General features: G+C 63.4%; 11 protein-coding genes. 4 read left to right on the top strand and 7 right to left on the bottom strand.

Annotation, left to right across the window (positions count from 1 at the left end; all coding sequences use genetic code 11):
* Nucleotides 1–9 precede the first annotated feature (9 nt).
* The 4 genes from CYJ07_RS11070 to CYJ07_RS11085 all read right to left on the bottom strand — a co-directional run bounded on the left by CYJ07_RS11070 (nt 10) and on the right by CYJ07_RS11085 (nt 6,599).
* Entirely contained in the window at nt 10–621 is a 612-nt protein-coding gene (locus tag CYJ07_RS11070) for a response regulator transcription factor (protein ID WP_104203757.1), read from the bottom strand.
* Entirely contained in the window at nt 621–2,060 is a 1,440-nt protein-coding gene (locus CYJ07_RS11075; protein ID WP_104203758.1) for an HlyD family type I secretion periplasmic adaptor subunit, read from the bottom strand. Before CYJ07_RS11075 ends, CYJ07_RS11070 begins: the two co-directional genes overlap by 1 nt.
* A complete protein-coding gene (locus tag CYJ07_RS11080) occupies nt 2,060–4,231 on the bottom strand; it encodes a type I secretion system permease/ATPase (protein ID WP_231489610.1) in 2,172 nt (723 codons plus the stop codon). The genes CYJ07_RS11075 and CYJ07_RS11080 overlap by 1 nt, the downstream gene beginning before the upstream one ends.
* Nucleotides 4,232–4,379: 148 nt before the next feature.
* Nucleotides 4,380–6,599, bottom strand: coding sequence for a TolC family outer membrane protein (locus tag CYJ07_RS11085; RefSeq protein WP_104203760.1), 2,220 nt, complete (start codon nt 6,597–6,599; stop codon nt 4,380–4,382).
* Nucleotides 6,600–7,020: 421 nt separating this feature from the next.
* On the opposite strand from CYJ07_RS11085, the gene CYJ07_RS11090 reads away from it, so the two are divergent.
* The 3 genes from CYJ07_RS11090 to CYJ07_RS11100 all read left to right on the top strand — a co-directional run bounded on the left by CYJ07_RS11090 (nt 7,021) and on the right by CYJ07_RS11100 (nt 12,386).
* Nucleotides 7,021–7,305 (top strand): hypothetical protein, encoded by a 285-nt coding sequence (locus CYJ07_RS11090; RefSeq protein ID WP_104203761.1) that lies wholly within the window; start codon nt 7,021–7,023, stop codon nt 7,303–7,305.
* Between the two features lie 151 nt (nt 7,306–7,456).
* Complete coding sequence (gene thiI / locus CYJ07_RS11095) at nt 7,457–8,935, top strand: tRNA uracil 4-sulfurtransferase ThiI (protein WP_104203762.1); 1,479 nt, start codon at nt 7,457–7,459, stop codon at nt 8,933–8,935.
* Between the two features lie 175 nt (nt 8,936–9,110).
* Nucleotides 9,111–12,386, top strand: a complete 3,276-nt coding sequence (locus CYJ07_RS11100; protein ID WP_197038324.1) for a transglycosylase domain-containing protein — start codon at nt 9,111–9,113, stop codon at nt 12,384–12,386.
* On the opposite strand, the gene CYJ07_RS11105 is transcribed toward CYJ07_RS11100, so the two are convergent.
* The 3 genes from CYJ07_RS11105 to CYJ07_RS20615 are packed head-to-tail and all read right to left on the bottom strand — an operon-like array spanning nt 12,326 to nt 16,488.
* Nucleotides 12,326–15,415: an efflux RND transporter permease subunit gene (locus tag CYJ07_RS11105; RefSeq protein ID WP_104203764.1), complete on the bottom strand. Its 3,090-nt coding sequence runs from the start codon at nt 15,413–15,415 to the stop codon at nt 12,326–12,328. The two genes, CYJ07_RS11100 and CYJ07_RS11105, sit on opposite strands and share 61 nt — an antisense overlap.
* A gap of 15 nt (nt 15,416–15,430) precedes the next feature.
* Nucleotides 15,431–15,931, bottom strand: coding sequence for an efflux RND transporter periplasmic adaptor subunit (locus tag CYJ07_RS20610; RefSeq protein WP_231489611.1), 501 nt, complete (start codon nt 15,929–15,931; stop codon nt 15,431–15,433).
* Nucleotides 15,928–16,488 (bottom strand): efflux RND transporter periplasmic adaptor subunit, encoded by a 561-nt coding sequence (locus CYJ07_RS20615; RefSeq protein ID WP_231489612.1) that lies wholly within the window; start codon nt 16,486–16,488, stop codon nt 15,928–15,930. The genes CYJ07_RS20610 and CYJ07_RS20615 overlap by 4 nt, the downstream gene beginning before the upstream one ends.
* Nucleotides 16,489–16,753: 265 nt before the next feature.
* Here CYJ07_RS20615 and CYJ07_RS11115 point away from each other — a divergent pair, with 265 nt between their 5' ends.
* A complete protein-coding gene (locus CYJ07_RS11115; RefSeq protein WP_156085492.1) occupies nt 16,754–17,905 on the top strand; it encodes an LBF_2804 family protein in 1,152 nt (383 codons plus the stop codon).
* Nucleotides 17,906–17,911 lie beyond the last annotated feature (6 nt).

A 17,911-nucleotide genomic window follows, 5' to 3' on the forward strand; every position in this document is an offset into this window, starting at 1 on the left:
GAAGCGACCTCAGGAAACCCTTTCACCCTGTCTCGCCAGCATGAGCGCCAGCTGCATGCGGTCGCGTACGGCCAGCTTGCGAAACACGGCACCTAGATGGGCCTTGACCGTACGCTCGGTAATATCGAGCTGACGCGCCACCGCCTTGTTGCTAAGCCCCTCCGCCACCGCCATCGCCACGGCTCGCTCGCGCTCGGTCAGGGCCGCCAGGCTCTCGCGAGGAAGGCGTTCGGCGCCCCCCAGCCCCTTGAAAGTGGCGCCGAGCACGCGACCGAGCAGCTCGGCGGGCACCCAGATTCCTTGATTGCCGGTAACCAGCGCCACCTGCAGCAGCAGCTCGGCCGGCGAGAGTGCATGGATATAGCCCCGGGCCCCGGCCTGCAGCGCCTGTAGCGCCTCTTGATCGCTCGGCGTCAACGCCATCACGACCACGATGGCGCCTCGGCTCGCCAGGTAAGAGGCCAGAGGCGACCATTCGGGGCAATCCGTCATGAGCCAAATCCTATCGCCGGCGGCCGCCATGACACGTGCCTGGTCGGCATTGACCAGGCGCGCCTCCGGGAAGGCGTTACGCCAGCGCGGAATCTCGTCACGCCTGCGCGCGACAAACAGATGGACCATCAGCGTTCCCCCATGGAGTCGCTCCATGCCCTGAGGACAGGCTTGAGCATGTACTGCATCACGGTGCGCTTGCCCGTCATGATGTCGACCTGAGCCGTCATGCCGGGTATGACCTGGATATCGCTACCCAGGCCTTCCCCCTCCACCGTTCTTACCCGCACCAGGTAGAAGGTGTTGTCCTTGTCGTCGGTGATGGTGTCCGCGCTGATATGGTCGAGCTCAGCCTCCAGTCCGCCGAAGATGGCGAAGTCATAGGCGGTGAGCTTGATCGTGGCGGGCTGTCCCGGGCGGAGAAAAGCAATGTCCTGCGGTGCGATGCGCGCCTCGACCAGCAACTGATCGCCACTGGGCACGATGTCCACGACCTCCTGGCCGGGCTGCACCACGCCGCCAAGCGTGGTGATACCCAACCGCTGGACGACACCATCCACCGGCGAGCGAACCTCAGCCAGCCTGACCCGGTCCTGCAGGCCCGCGCTCGATTCATCCAGCGCACCGAGATCGCCAAGCACCTGGGCCAGGTCGTTGCGCCATTCGCTGCGTCGCTCCGCGCCGACTTCGCGCAGTTGCGTGCGCGCCTCCTCGACGGCCGCCTCGAGACGCGCCACCGCGGCAGCCGCCTGGTTGCGCTCGCCGGTGGCGCGGGACACTTCCCGCTCGAGACGCAGGATATCGACTTCCGATACCGCCCCCGACTGCAGCAGCGGACGGGTCAGATTCAATTCCTGGCCGGCCATGTTGGCCTCGCGTTGTGCGGTGTCGCGTCGCGCCTTGGCTTCGTTGAGCTCCTCCTCGCGCTGACGAATGCGATCGCGCAGGATGCTTTCCTGTTCGCGCAACTCCTCGCGCCGGCTCTCGTACACGGCACGCTCCTGGACGACGATCTCGGGCGCTTCGGCACGCAGTGACTCGTCGGGTTCGAAAGAGGTGTCGGTCACCAGGGCGCGCAGCCGCTCGGCCCTTGCCCGCAGGGCCAATGCCTGGGCACGGTTCTCGCGGAAGTTGGCCACGAAGCGGGTGGGATCGATACGCATCAGCACTTGCCCGGTCTCGACGAGCTGCCCTTCGCGTACCAGGATCTCCTGTACCACACCACCGTCGAAGGACTGCACCTTCTGCAGCTGGCTCGAAGGAATGACGCGGCCGATCCCGCGCGTCACCTCGTCGATCGAGGCGAAATAGGACCACGTGACGAGGGCGGCGACGGCGCACAGCACGACATACAGGAGGGCACGTGCGCGCATGGGATCCTGCTGCAATCGCGCCCAGTCGGCGTCACTGCTCCAGTCGCGATTGAGGTGTGCGGAGGTGACGCGCTTGGCGAATAGGCGATCGATGAAGGGCCGAAACGCCTTGCCGCCCACGTCGGAGAAGCGACCGATCGCCTCGAAGCCCTGCTGCTCGGCGCTCTTGCGAGCTTTCGCTTGCGGTGCCGCCATCAGCCGGCCCTCCCGATCTGGCCCTTGCGCAGAGCCTCCACCACCTTGTCCCGCGGGCCGTCGGCCACCACCTTGCCGGCGTCGATCACGATGATGCGATCGACCAGCGACAGCAACGACGTCCGATGGGTCACCACGAGCAGGGTCTTGCCTTCCCCGTATTGCTTGAGGTTGGCCTTGAAGGCCTCCTCGCTGGCGTGGTCCATCGAACTGGTGGGCTCGTCGAGCAGGAGGATTCGCGGGTCGTGCACCAGCGCCCGAGCAATCGCCACGGACTGGCGCTGCCCCCCGGACAGCATCTGGCCGCGTTCGCCCACCTGCAGGTCGATGCCCTGCGGGTGGCTATTGACCAGATCCTCCAAGCCGCTGAGATGGATCGACCTGAGTAGCGCCTCGTCATCGACACCGTCGCTTCCGCCCCCTGCCACGATGTTGTCACGCAGCGTGCCGAAGAACAGGCTGACGTCCTGCGGCACGTAGCCGATATGGCGTCGCAACTGCACCGGATCGAACTGGCGTAGGTCGACTCCGTCGATCGTGATCGACCCGGCCGTGGGGGCGTACAGACCCAGCAGCAACTTGTTGAGCGTGGTCTTGCCGCAGCCGACTCGCCCGAGCAGTGCGACCTTCTCGCCCGGCTCGATTTTCAACGAAATGTCGCGCAGCGCATCGCGCTCTTCGTCCGGATAGCGCAGAGAGACCTTGTCGAAGCGGATCTCGCCGCTTATGACCGGGCGACTGATGAAGGCCTTGCCTTCGGGGCGCTCCACGGGGCGCTGCATGACGCCCTCGAGCGACTGCAGCGCCGTGGCCGACTGGTGATACTGCGCCAGCAGCGCTGCCGCCTGGCTTACCGGTGCCATGGCGCGAGACGACAACATGTAGGCGGCGATCAGGCCACCCTGGGTCAAGTCGCCTTCGATGATCAGGTAGACCCCCATCAGGATCACTGCCACCGCTACGGTGTGCTGTGCCCACATAGCCACGTTGGAGACGGAAGTACTGACCAGGCGTAGCTGGGCCGAAGTTCTGGAGAGGAATGCACTGGCCTTTTCCCAGGAACCCTGCAATCGGCTCTCTGCCCGCAGTGTCTTGACCGTCTCCAGGTGCGATATCGATTCGACCAGCATAGCGTTGCGCTGGGCGCTGACTCGCCAGGTAGTTTCGGAAAGCTCGTGCAACTTGCCCTGTGCCGCCAAGGCGTAGAGCAGCACGAAAACGATACCGGCCAGTACCGGCAGCACCAAGGGCGGCCCGATTAACGCGATGATGGCAGCGAAGAACAGTACGAAAGGCAGGTCGACCAGCGCCACTACGGTTGCCGAGCCTATGAAGGCGCGCACGGATTCGAAGGATTGCAGTGTCGAGGCGAAGGAGCCCGTCGAGGCGGGACGCGCCTCCATGCGCAGCCCCAGGGCCTGCGCCATGATTCGTGACGACAGTTTGACATCGGCCCGACTGGCGGCCAGATCTATGAAGGCGCTGCGCATCAGGCGCAGCGCGAGATCGAAGCAGAGAACGACGAAGATGCCCGCCGCCAGCACCCACAGCGTCTCGGTGGCATGATTGGGCACCACACGGTCGTAGACGTTGAGCACGAATAGCGGCATCGCCACGGCAAATAGGTTGATGATCACGGAGCCGGCGACGACATCGCGGTAGAGACGGCGACTCTCGCGAATCACGCCCCAGAACCAATGGCGCGAACGCTGCTTGCCGACCTCGGGTCCACGCGCATCGAAGCGGAAGCGTGGGCGGACATAGATCGCCTGTCCACTATAGCTGTCCGCCAAGCCGTCCAGTTCGACCTCGGTTACGGCGTCGCCGAGTTCAGGGAAGATCACCTGCGCCCGACGGGCCTTTATATCCAGAGCCTGCAACACACAGGCGCGACCGGGCTCGAGCAGCAACACCACGGGAAACAGGGCTGGATTGAGCTGAACCAGGCGACTCTTGACGATGCGCGCCGTCATGCCTGCTCTGGCGGCCGCACGCGGAAAGACGCCGGGGGTGAGCCGCCCCTCTTCCAAGGGCAAACCGGCGGTCAGCGAATCGGGAGTGACCGTGTGGTCGTGGGCATGCGCCACGGCTTGCAGGCATTCGAGCAGTTCGTCATGTACTGCCGAACGCGGGAGTCCCAGGGAGGAATCCAGAATTTCTTGCTGCGTCACGTGGACCTCGGGGGTAAGTCCCGCCCGGCAGCGAGCCGGACGGGGCATAGGGCAATGGCCGGTAGCGGGCCATCACCCAGGGCTTGATGAATCGGGACGTCACCGCACGCAATACGTCGGATGCGAGGCGACGTCAGCCCCAGGCCTTTCAGCCCTGCACGATGTAGCTGCCGTCATAACCGAGACGCTCGAGTTCGGAGCGCAAGACAGTCAGATCGGCATCGTCGGCGATCGGACCAAGCTGGACCCGATGCAAGCCGGAACTGCTCACCAGTCGCGACGGCTGGGACAGCGCTCCGCTCAGTTCGCTGCCGACGTGTTCCGCCTTGATGGAATCGCGCAGCGCCACGACTTGCAGGTAAGTGCCCGGCCCGGTCTTCGGCGCCATATCGGCCGCCATCGTCTGGCCGTTCTCAAGCTCTCCGTAGACGCTCGCCACGGGCCGCTCGGCGGCCCAAGCCTCGGCAATGCTCGACTCCGCCAGTTCGGCCGTGCGGGCTTCGCCCGGCCAGAACGTCATGTCGAGGTTTTCGCCCACACGCTCGAGAGTCACTTCCACGCGCCGATTCTGGCGACGGCCTTCGACGCTATCGTTGCCAGCGACCGGCCGGCGCGAGCCGTAGCCGCGAGTCTCGATCAGGCTGCGATCGACGCCCTGACTCGCCAGGTAGTCGGCCACGCTGTCGGCACGACGCTGGGACAGCGGATCGTTGATCGCATCGCCACCTGTGCTGTCGGCATGACCGGCAATGAACACACGAGCCAGATCGGTACGCGCACGAATCCGCTCGGCCAACTCGGTCAGCTCCTGGCGCGAATCGGGCCCCAGTTCGGCGCTGTTGACGGCGAACAGGGCGTCGGCAGAAAGCGTGATGTCGGGGGCACGGGTCGGTGCCGGCGCGCTGACGCCACGCGTGAAGTCGGCAAGTGTGTAGCCTTGGGGACCTTCCACCGGGCAGAGCGTGTCCGGGTCGAGCTCGATGCCGTCGCTGCCCAGCTCCGCCAGGGTCGGCATATCGTCACGCATCACCCCAAGCGACTGCATGAGCTGGCCCATGGCGGCCAATGTGCGGGCATCGGCCAAGGCAATATCGTACTCGGCATTGATGTAGGCGCGGCCCGCCTCGAAGTATTCGTTCTCGCTGTCCAGCACGTCCAGCAGCGTGCGCTGGCCGATATCGAACTGCTGCTGGTAGGCGCCGCGAACCCGGTCGATCGACTGACGATGCTCGTTGAGATAGCGAAGCTGTTCGCGCAGACGACGGGTGTCGTTAAACGCGATCTGGGTGGTCTGGCGCACGTTGGTGCAAGCCAGGTCGCGCTGGTCGATTGCCTGTTCGACGCGATCGCTAGCGGCCCGGAACGAGGCCAGATCGCTACCGCCACGATACAGGTTCATGCTCGCGACCAGCTCGATGCTGTGCCGGTCGCGACGTCCGAAGCCGTCGTAACCCGTCTCGTTGTTGTTGGTTCCCGTGCGGCCACGCAGATCGAGACGCGGCTGGAAGGCCGAGCGGGTGCCGGAATGTTCCGCGCGGGCCGCCTCGATGTTCTCGATGGCGGCATGGAAGTCGGGGTTGCCCTGGAAAGCCAGATCGACTGCCTCGGCCACCGAAGGCGGTAGGCGGTCGTCGAGCTGCGGTGCCGGCGCCAAGTCCTCCGCGGGCAGCGTACCGACGATACGCTGATAGCGTGCCGTCACGTCGTGCAAGTTGGACGCCTCGGTCATCAGGTTGGACTCAGCCAGCGCAAGACGACCGCTGATCTGCTCCAGATCGACGCCACGCCCGGCACCGGAACGTACACGATCCTCGATCTGATTGAATACGCGCAGGTGATCGGCATAGTTGCCTTGGGCAAGCCCTACCAGCTCGCGGTAACGGCGTACGTCCAGATAGGCACGAGCGGCTTCCAGCGCCACGTTCTCGCTGGCACCGAGCAATTCGTAGTAACGCACCAGCTGCGCACGGTCGAGCCGCTCGACTTCGCTGCGGGTGGCAAAGCCATCGTAGATCATTTGGCTGAGGCGCAGTTCGGCGAAATCCGTGTCGTAGCTTCCGCGACCATCCCCTTCCCGCTCCTCGCGCCCGATACCGGCCGACAGGTCTAGGCTCGGCAGATAGTTGCCGCGCGCCACATCGGCATCATGGCCGGCTGCACTGAGGCCGTTCCAGGCGGCCTTCACCTCGGGATTGGTGACCAGTGCCTGGCGTACCACTTGCTGGAGATCGCTGGAACCCGGCGCCGCCAGGCCCGGCGGCAGGGTTTGCGCCACGGCGGCGGCGATGGGCAGTAGCGACAACGAGGAGCCCACCACGACAGCCTTGGCAAGCTGGTGGACATGAGATAAGTCGATAGCATTCTTCATGGGTGTTCCCTGATCATGATTCGGCCGCCCCCTTGAGTACGGCGAGGCCGACTGGCAGTAGAGGTTGTTTTCTTGTTATGGCGGGGCTCATCCGGTCAGACCGGACGGTGCATCCTTTCCCGATTCCCTATCGAAACTCGTCTCCACCTGATTCGTTCTCATACCACTATGTTACTTTTATGTAACAAAATGATGAGAAAGCAGGCCTCTGTACGCAGTTTTGTAAGGCAGCGTAACCGAGCTTTTCGGTTTCGCCAACAATTTTTAAACCTTGCGTGTCAACCTTTCGCATGACTTCTATCAAGTACTTGATTAGGCGCGGTTCAGCACACCCTGTGACTACCCGCATCGCTCTCCTGACATTGCCAAACATGCTATCGTCAGCCCATGTCGACACGGCCACCAGCACGAGGAGACCGCCATGTCCGCTTCATCCGAGATTCAAAAGACGCGCGTCATCTACGAGCTGCGCGGTTTCATCAAGAAACTGCTGCAGGAACCCCGCATCCTCGAGAACTCGTTGGAGATCGCCCGCCGACACCTCGGCGAGGGCAAGCCCGACGATGTCATGGCGCGCATCGCCAACGAGATATCCGACACCACCAGCGTGCACATTCCCGAAGACCCCCAGGAACATTCGGAAGCCGACAAACTCTTTCTGGAGCTGCTGAAGGAAGTGGTCAGCGAGGAGCAAGCCCTTTATTGAGTTCGAGCGCCGCCCCAGCCGGGCGCCAAACCGCCCGGCTTCTCTCATCCTTCGTCCATTCCGCTTGCACAGGAACCGATCGGGTCCTGCGGCCTTCCCTCTGGTATAATGGCAAGCAATTGTTTTCCAGAAATTTTACAAGTGCATGCCCATGTATTACCTGCTCAAACTGTTTCCCGAGATCACCATCAAGTCGCGCTCTGTGCGTCGGCAGATGACCCGCTGCCTGGTGGGAAATATACGCAACGTGCTTCGTCCTCTCGGCGATGCGGTACATGTTCAGGGCGGCTGGGATGCCCTGAAGGTGAGAATCCCGAGTGAGGCCACTCCCGAGTGGCGTCGCCAGCTCGAAGAAATGCTTCGCCACATTCCGGGTATCCACGAGATCCAGAGCGTCGAAGAGGTTCCGTTCCACTCCTTTGCCGATACCACCGAGCGCCTGCTGCCGGTATGGCGCGAGGCAATCGCCGGCCGCACTTTCCGCATCACGGTGAAACGCCGCGGGGAGCACGACTTTTCCTCCGAGCAGTTGGAGCGCCACCTCGGACGGGAGCTGCTCGACGCCGCGCCCGACTCTCGAGTGCAGCTCAAGGAACCCGACGTGGATGTGCGTGTGGAGGTGGTCGACGACCGGCTGCGCCTGGTGCGCCAGCGTTGGCCGGGGCTTGGCGGCTACCCACTGGGGCTACAGGGCCAGGCCCTGTCGCTGATTTCGGGCGGTTACGATTCACCCGTCGCCACCTGGAAGATGATGCGTCGTGGTATCAAGACTCATTTGCTATTTTTCGAGCTCGGAGGAGCCGGCCATGAAGCGGCGGTACGCGAGGTTTGCCATCATCTCTGGGAAACCTACGGTCGATCGCATCGGGTCAAGTTCATCTCGGTGCCCTTCGAGGGCGTGGTCGGGGAGCTACAGCGCAGCATTCCCGACGGGCTGATCGGTGTCGTGCTGAAGCGCATGATGGTACGCGCGGCCAGCCGCATCGCGGCACGTTCGCGCATTCCCATACTGGTGACCGGCGATGCCATCGCCCAGGTGTCGAGCCAGAGCCTGACCAACCTGGTCCTTATAGACGAAGCCAGCGAACTGCCCATTCTGCGTCCGCTGATCGCCGAGGATAAGCAGACGATCATCGATACCGCTCGGCAGATCGGCACTGCGCGCTTCGCCGAGACCATGCCGGAAGTGTGCGGGGCCGTGTCCCAGCGACCCAATACACAGGCCCGCCGCGACAAGGTGGTCGACGCCGAGGAAAACTTCGATTTTGGCGTGCTGGACGCCGCGGTCGCGAATGCGACCACGACTCGCTCCGACCGTCTCATGGAGTCGCTGCCAACCGACGCACCCGTCCTCGAGGTGGTCAGCGACCTGCAGGCGGTGGCGGCGCGTGATGCTCCGATCAGCGTAATCGATATCCGTCCCCCGGCCGAACGGGAAGCGGCACCGCTGTCGCTCGAGAATGTCGAGTGCCTGGAGATCCCCTTCTTCGAATTGCAGGCGCGCGCCGAAACACTCCCCGACGACCGTCGCTATTTGCTCTATTGCGACCAGGGCGTCATGAGCCGCATGCAAGCGCTGCATCTGCACGACCGGGGAATGACCCACTTCGGCGTTTATCGAAACGGCTGAGTTTCTCTATTTATAACAACACCATTTGTAACAATCCTATTTGTAACCGCTCTTTTTTTTGTAACAGCTCTTTATTGCCCTGTCCGGCTGCGCTACAAACAACTTATAAGTCGCGGTCGGGTGGGAGTGACGCATGGGTGTGCGCGGTTCTTCGTCACGCCGGGGAGCGTCCGACGTGTCGTGGCTTGAAGGTGGCGAGTCGCTCGAGCCCCGTTCTCCTTTTCTCGAGGAGCCTCGGCTCGAGCCGGCGGTGCGCCCGGATGCCAGTCATCGTTATTTGTGGATCGTCCTTGGCGTACTGTTCGGTCTGTTCGGAGTGTCGCTGGCCACGCTGCTGGTGGCCGAAGCCAAGACGTCGCATTTCCAGGCACAGGAATTGTCGCGCTACGCGGCTACGCTTCGCTATGCCCTCAATTCAGGCAAAAGCGATAGCATCGCGTATCCCGATCACGGCCCGTTCGATCAGCGCCTGGGATACGCCCGGTTACCGGACTTCGAAGAGCGTCTTTATTCACGCGGCTACGAAATCACCGAACAGGCACGTTTTTCACCCGCACTGCTCGATTATGCCCACTGGGGCTTCTTCCCCCCCTACCCCGAAAAGACCCAGGCCGGCCTCACCCTGACAGAATGTCGCGGGGATACGCTCTACAGTTTCCGCCATCCGCAGCGTCAATATTCCCACTTCGAGGCCATCCCCTCCCTGGTGCTGCAGGTATTGCTCTATATCGAGAATCGACAGTTGCTCGATAACAGCAGCCCCTATGCCAATCCTGCGGTGGACTGGCCGCGCTTCACCAAGGCGGCCATCTCTCAGGTCGGCCGTGCGCTTGACCTGCCCGGCCAGGCGGCGGGCGGCAGCACGCTGGCGACTCAGCTGGAAAAGTACCGCCATTCGCCACGCGGCCTGACGGGATCGCCGCGCGAAAAGCTGCGACAGATGGTCTCGGCCAGCGTACGCAGTTACCGCCATGGCCCCCAGACCCTCACGGCTCGCCAGGATGTGGCGCTGGATTACCTCAACTCCGTACCGCTATCGGCGGCGCCGGGCTACGGCGAGGTGCACGGCCTGGGCGATGGCCTTTGGGCCTGGTTCGGCGCGGACTTCGACACACTCAACCAGCGCTTGTCGACCGACTTCGACGAGACCGAGGATCGTCAGGCGCAAGGGCTGGCCCTGCGCCAGGTGGTGGCCCTGATGATCGCGCAACGACGTCCTTCTTGGTATCTGTCGGGGGGACGTCAGGCACTGGAGAGATTGACCGACAGCCATCTACGGCTACTCGTCGACGAAGGGATCGTGCCGTCCGATATCGCCCAGGCGGCGTTGGCCCAGCAGCTCGTATTCCGCGACCCCCAGCAGCAACCCTTCGACCTGAACGTCACACCCGATAGAGGGCTTCGGGTCGCTCGGCAGCGACTCGCCGGGCTGCTCGACGTACCGCTCTACGATCTGGATCGCCTCGACCTCTCGGCACGTACCACGCTCGATGGCAGGCTCCAGCGCGAAGTCACCGCATACCTGCATCACCTCGCCGAGCCCGAGTTCGCCGCCGAAATCGGACTACTGGGCGAACGAATGCTCTCGCCCGAGAGCACCGGGGACGTACGCTACAGTTTCACTCTGTTCGAACGGACGGATGCCGGTTTCATGGTACGGGTGCAAACCGACAATACCGACCAGCCTTTCGATATCAACGAGGGCAGCAAGCTGGAACTTGGCTCCACTGCCAAGCTGCGGGTCATGGCCCACTACCTGGAAGTCATCGCGGAACTGCATGGACGTCATGCCGGCAAGAGCATCGATGCGCTGCGGGAAGTCGAGGTGGATCGACAGGATGTGCTCAGCCGCTGGGTGCTGGATCTGCTCATCGAAACCCCCGATATCGCCCTCGAGACGCTCCTGGCCGACGCCATGCAGCGCCGTTATTCGGCGAGTCCGTCTGAAGCCTTCTTTACCGGCGGCGGGCGTCACACGTTCAGCAATTTCCGCCGTGAGGACAATGGCCGCAATGCGACGCTCACCGAGGCCATGCGCGAATCGCTCAATCTTCCGTTCATTCGCCTGATGCGGGACCTGGTGCGCTATAGCATTCACCACGAGGAATCGCGTACTCCACTGCTCGAGGACGACAACGACCCGCGCCGCGAGGCGTACCTGCGCCGATTCGCCGACCGCGAGGGACGCACCTTCCTCCAGCGCTTCTGGAACAAGTACCGCAACCTGGATAGCGATGAGCGCCTGCATGCGTTCGTTACCGGACTGAGCCGCACCCCTTCACGCCTGGCGGCGGTGCATCGCTATCTCTTTCCCGAGGCCGACCGCGATGATCTGGCCAGCTTCCTGCAGCGGTGGCTGCCTGCCGATGCGGTGCCTGGTGCCGATAGCGTCGAGGCGCTCTACGAGCGCTACGCCCCCGACAACCACACCCTGTCGGACCAGGGCTACATCGCGAAGGTGCATCCACTGGAGCTGTGGTTGCTCGGCTTCCTGCTCGACCGACCGCAGGCAGGCCTAGGCGAAGCCATCTCCGCCAGCGCCGAGGAACGTCAGGAAGTGTATGGCTGGCTGTTCCGCACCCGCCATCGCAGCGCTCGCGACGTGCGTATCCGCACCATGCTGGAAGTCGAGGCGTTCCTCGACATTCAACAGCGCTGGCAGCGGCTGGGTTATCCTTTCGGCCAGTTGGTACCGTCATTGGCTACTGCCGTGGGCTCCTCGGGAGATCGCCCAGCGGCACTGGCGGAACTGATGGGCATCATCCTCAACGATGGTGTGCAATTTCCCACCTTGCGCATCGACGAACTGCACTTCGCCGCGGGAACGCCCTATGAGACCCGTTTCCTGCCGGTGGCCGAGCGTTCTCGCCAGGTCATGGCACCGGAAGTGGCCGCTGTCCTGCGCGAAGCGCTGGCCGATGTGGTGGAGAGCGGTACCGCCCGGCGTTTGCATGGCAGCTTTGCAGGTGCCGACGGCAGCGAGCTCGCCTTGGGGGGGAAAACCGGCACCGGCGACAACCGCATCGAGACCGTGACCCGCAGCGGCCAGATCATCGAATCGCGCGCACGCAACCGAACCGCCACTTTCGTGTTCTATCTCGGCGAGGATCACTTCGGCACCCTGACCGCCTACGTCGCGGGCGACGCCGCGGCGAATTTCCGCTTCACCTCCGCCCTGCCAGTCCAGGTACTCAAGGGCATGGAGTCGATCCTGACGCCCTACCTCCAGGCCGATCCCCGTCCCAACCTCCAGCCCGATCAGCTGCAGATCGTCCTGCGGGACGAACTCGAAGCCGCGCGCAGAGGCTGCGTGAGCTCCTCGCTCCCCTACTATCAGTATGCAGGGCCCGACGAGGAGCCGCCGCCCGATACGGCGGCTCGCTCCGCCGCTCACACGACACCGGCCTCCCCCCTACTTTCGCCCTCACCCGCGGCGCTGGCTCGCCGATAGGGAATGCCGAAGAACAGAGAGTAGAACACCGGGACGGCGAACAGGGTCAAGAGCGAGGCAAAGGCCAGGCCGCCCATGATCGTTACCGCCATGCTGTTGAAGAAGGCATCGGTCAGCAGTGGCAACATGCCGAGAATGGTCGTACCGGCCGCCAGCGTCACGGGCCGCAGACGGCTGATACTGGCATCGATCAGCGCACTCAGACGCTCTTTCCCCGAGCCAATCTGGGCATCGATCTCGTCGACCAGCACGATGGCGTTCTTCATCAGCATGCCCGACAGGCTGAGCATCCCCAGCAGCGCAGTGAACGAGAACGGCAGCCCGATCAGCAGCAGGCCGATCACCACGCCGCAGATCGACATCGGCACCACCAACCAGATGATCAACGGTTGGCGCAGCTTGCCGAACAGCAAGATCGACACCAGCAGCATCGCCACGAAGCTCAGCGGTAATTGCCGCCCCAGCGACGCCTGGGCGTCGGAGGAGTTTTCGTATTCACCGCCCCATGACAGGGAATACCCCGGTGGCAGCGACATGGCTTCGATGTTCTCGCGCACCGTGGAGAGAGCGGCCGCTGCGGTGATTCCCTCGGCAGGGTCGGCCTGCACCGTCAACGTGCGCACGCGATTGCGACGGTGGATCAGTGCCTCCTCGCTCTGTGTATCGAAGGCGTCTACCACCTGGGCGATGGGGATGAACCGCTGCTCGGCGCTGCTCCATACCAGGCGATCCTCGAGCCGCGAGACGTCGTGCCGCTCCTCGTCGGGTGGGCGTGCCACGATGGGTATCAGGTGGTCGCCTTCGCGATAGGTGCCGGCGCGCACCCCCGAAGAGGCAAACTCCAGCGTCTGGGCCAGCTCGTCGCGAGTCACACCGGCGATGCGCGCCCGCTCCTCGTTGAACAGCGGCACCACGACGGTTTCCTGCTCGCGCCAGTCATGCCGCACGTCGATCAGGCTGTCGCTTGCATGCATGATGCCTTGTGCCTCGTTGGCCAACTGACGCAGCTCAGCCGGGTTGCTGCCGTGAAAGCGGGCCTCAATCTGTGCGCCCGCTCCCGGGCCGAACTGAATGCGCTGGGTGCGTACCCGTGCCTCGGGAAACTCGGCGCGAAGCTCGGCGTAGACTTCGGGGTCGAGCTCGTCGATACGCGCGAGACTTTCGGCTCGCACCAGGAACTGCGCATAGGCCGTGTCGGGCTGTTCCGGCGCGTAGGTCAGCATGAAGCGTGTCGCTCCTCGCCCGACGAAGGTCGAGACATGCTCGACGCCGGGTTTTTCCAGCAGATAGGCTTCGATCCGCTCGGCGTCGCGGCGGGTGGCGCGGATATCGCTGCCTTGGGGGAGTTCGTAATTGACGTAGAACATCGGCGTGTTCGAGTCGGGAAAGAACGACTGCGAAACGAAGGAGAACCCCCAAGCACAGGCGACCGTGATCGCGACCAGCAATACGACGGTCAACCCGCGCAGACGCAGCGTCAGCCCGAGAAAGCGGGAATACAGACGATAAAGCCAGCCACCGTGGGGGTCGCCGTCGCTCTGGATCCGCGCCCCGCGGAACAGATAGAAACCGAACAGCGGCGTGACGGTGATGGCCAATATCCAGCTCAGCAGCAGCGAGATCGCAATCACCGCAAACAGCGAGAACAGAAACTCGCCGGTGACGTCATCCGAGAGGCCGATGCCGGAGAAGGCCAGAATGCCGATGACGGTGGCCCCCAGCAGCGGGATCTGGGTACGCTTGGCGGCATCGCTGGCGGCCTGTTTGACGGGCTGGCCGCGCTGCATGTCGATCAGCATACCTTCGGCTACGACGATGGCGTTATCAACCAGCATGCCCATGGCAATGATCAATGCCCCCAGCGAGACCCGTTCCATTTCGATCTCGAAGATCCACATGAAGAACAGCGTGCCGAGCACCGTCAACAGCAGCGTCGAGCCGACCACCATGCCGACACGCCAGCCCATGAATACGCAGAGCACGCCGATCACGATGGCGACCGATGTCGCCAGATTGATCAGGAAATCGTTGATCGCCTCGTCGACCACGTGATGCTGCTCGTAGATGGGGTGGAGTTCGACGCCGAGCGGAATTCGCCCTTCGAGCGACGCCAGATGGCGCTCCACCGCTCTGCCCACCTCGACGATATTGGCCTCGGCCACCCCGGCCACGGCCAGGGTGAAGGCCGACTCGCCGTCATGACGAATCAGGTGATCGGGCACTTCCTGGGGCTGGCGGTAGATATTGGCGATATCGATCAACGAGACCTGCTCGGTGGTACCGGGGCGACCGATACGAATCGCCTCGATGTTGGCCACGCTATCCACGCCGGCACGCGCCACGATCCGTACATGCTCGTCGCCGATGCGCATCGATCCCGCTTGGGTGATCTGGTTTTCGGTCTGGATCGTATTGATTACATGATCGATGGGGATACCCAGCGTGGTAAGACGCTCGTTGGGTATCTCGATGTAGATCGTCTCCTCACGCTCGCCCGCCGTAGCCACCCGGGCCACATCGGGGACGGTCAGCACTTCACGCTGCAGAAAGCGCGAGATGTCGCGGATCTCGTCGGGCGAATAGCCGGGGGCGGTCACGGCATAGAAGATGCCGTAGACCTCGCCGAAATCGTCGTTGACCTGGGAGGGCAAGGCCCCTTGCGGCAGGTCGTCCTGGGCATCGTTGACCTTTCGCCGCAGCTCGTCCCAGATCTGCGGCAACTCGTGGCTGCGATAGTTCGAGGCCACCTCGACCTCGATTTCCGAGCGTCCCGGCATCGAGACCGATTCGATCAGGTCGATCTGCTGCAGTTCCTGAATCGCCATCTCCAGGCGCTCGGTGACTTCCTCCTCGACTTCCTGAGCGGTGGCGCCGGGGTATGGCGTGTTGATGATGGCGTTGGGAATGGTGAATGAGGGATCCTCGAGCTTGCCCAAGTTGGTGAATCCCCAGAGGCCGCCGAACAGACAGACGATGACGATCAGCCAGGTGAGTATCGGCCGCTCGATGGATGACTTGGCGATATCCATATCCTGCTCCCGGTCTTAGAGGCTCTCTTCCATGGGCCGTACGCGAACGTCTTCGGCCAGCAGATGAGAGCCCGCAGCCACGATGCGCTCACCCTGCTGCAGGCCGGCGAGTACCGGCACCGTCTCACCGTGTATTTCGCCCACCACGACCTGTCGCGGCTCGACGCGCCGCTCATCGGCGCGATAGACCCAGACACGGAAGTCGCCGCCGCTATCCTTGTCCAGAGCGTCGACGGGTATCAGCAGCGCGCCGTGCTCGACCGCATCGATCAGCGAGATCGACACCGACGCCGTCATGCCGGGCCGTGCACCACTCTGCTCATGATCGACGATGGCGAAATCGACCTCATAGGTCTGCGCCACTTCGTCCGGCTCCGTGACATGCTCGCGATACTCCAGCGAGAAGCGCTTCTCCGGCTGGGAGAGCAGTTCCGCCTCGACGGCGAAGCGGTCCGGTTCGTCCACATGGCGAATGAGCGATTCGGGAACGTTGATCTTGACCCGAAGCTCCGTCACGTCCTGCACGCGGACGACTGCGGTATTGGGGGCACGTTGCTGTGGTTTTCCACCAGACGGCGCGTGACGAGCGCATCGAACGGCGCCTCGATCGAGGTGTAGGAGAGATCCTGCCGGGCGCTGTCTCGCTGCACCGCGGCGAGTTCGTAGTTGGTGCGAACCTCGTCGAAGGTCGACTGGGCAACCGAGTTGCTCTCGAGCAATTGCCGGGTACGCTGCATCTCGCGTCGAGCCAGCTCATACTCGGCCTCGGCACGCCTGGCTGCCAGCTCGTAGTCGGTGGCGTCGAGCCTTGCGATCGTCTCGCCGCGAGGAATTACCTCGCCCTGGCGTGGCGGAAGCTCGACCAGATGCCCGCCGACGCGAAACGACAGATCGACGGTTCGCACCGCCTCTACCCGCCCCACGAAGCGCCGGCTCGGCACATGGGTTTGAGCACCCACTTCGATCAGCTTGACGACGCGCGGCTCCGGCTCGCCTGATTCATCGTCGCCTTTGCCGTCGCACCCGGCCAGCGCCAGGAGCAGCAGAGCCCCAACCCCCCATGCCGCTTTCATGTCCACCTCCCTGTCGAACGATGCAACCCTTGCCGCCCGGCCGTTAACTGACACGAGACGAAGCCGAATCATGCGGGATGCCGAAAACTGCACACTATAGAACACCTACTGGCCCACGTGGGCATGACCACGTCGACGCCTGCATTCAAGCATACGTTTGAATTTACTTCATCCCAGCAAGCCAGGGCTTCCTTGAGTTCGGTCGTGCATTTCGTTTCAAGACGCTACGCTATGTAAACATTCACACCGGAAGTGATGACGCCTCATGGCCGACGCGAGACCGGACCAGGAATACGCTCCGACCCCCAGCCGAATGGAATGCTGGGCGGCCGCCCTACTGCAGCGCTGCAGTGCCGGACCGGCCTCATCGCAGCGAACACCCGCTGAACTCGAACGCACCACACGGCGCAGGGTAGCCTGCGCGGCATTGGCCGGGATCATGTCGGGTGGTCTCATCGGTGGGATGGAGTGGTATCTGGGCCAAAGCATGCTCGGCGGCATGGAGGACACGGAACCGGGTGCGCAATGGCCCTACTGGAGTGGCTTCCTCGCCCTGGCCGGGTTGATCAGTGCGGGGGAAATCGCTTTCCTCTACTGGAATTCATTGCATGGCGTTGCCGTCATCAGCCGACTGGCCGACACCCCGCTGGGCGGTAATCCTCATGCCCGCCTGGTCCTGCACGGCCTGTCCCGTGTCGCCCTGGAATTTCCCAGTCCGCGACATCGCTTCTACGGCATCGACCCCTATGCCCAGATGAATCGCTGGCGGCTCATCGTCATGGCGGTGATGTATCGCATGAAGGTAGGCGCCAGCAGCTTCCTGCTGCGTGTGCTGCTACGTCGCCTGCTGGGCCGGGCAGCACTTCGTAGCCTGCTGCCGCTGGTCACCGGGCCGCTCTATGCCGCATGGAATGCCGCCATCACTTGGCGCATCATGCTCCGAGCCAGGGAGCAGGCGCTGGGTCCGCATGCCATCGAGGCACTGCTCGCTGCTCTGGAGCAGGAGCCTTTGAGCGAGGCCGGGCGCCACGTCTTGCTGCATGCGCTCGGTGAGATGATCATGCGTCATCAGGACGCTCACCCCAATCACGTCTACCTGCTGGCTCGCCTGCTCGAGACTTTCGATTGCGAGCACCACCATATCGACGTCGACTGGCCGAAACAGCGTCATGTCCTGGGGCGCCTCGAGCGCGGCGAGAGGCGTCGACTTCTGGAACTGCTTACCGCCGCCACGGTGATGGTCGGCAAGCCGCACGGCAATCGCCGGCGTTTTCTCGAAGAGCTGTTCGAGGCATGCGACAAGGAGTATCCGACAGAGAAAGTCCGCTCCTGGCGCCGCCGGTTCCTTGACGGCGAAGCGTTCCGCAGCCGTGGACCGGCTGTGGGACACCCCAGGATCACTCCCTCAAGCGGATGACCTACG

Source organism: Billgrantia saliphila (assembly GCF_002930105.1).
GTDB lineage: Bacteria > Pseudomonadota > Gammaproteobacteria > Pseudomonadales > Halomonadaceae > Halomonas > Halomonas saliphila.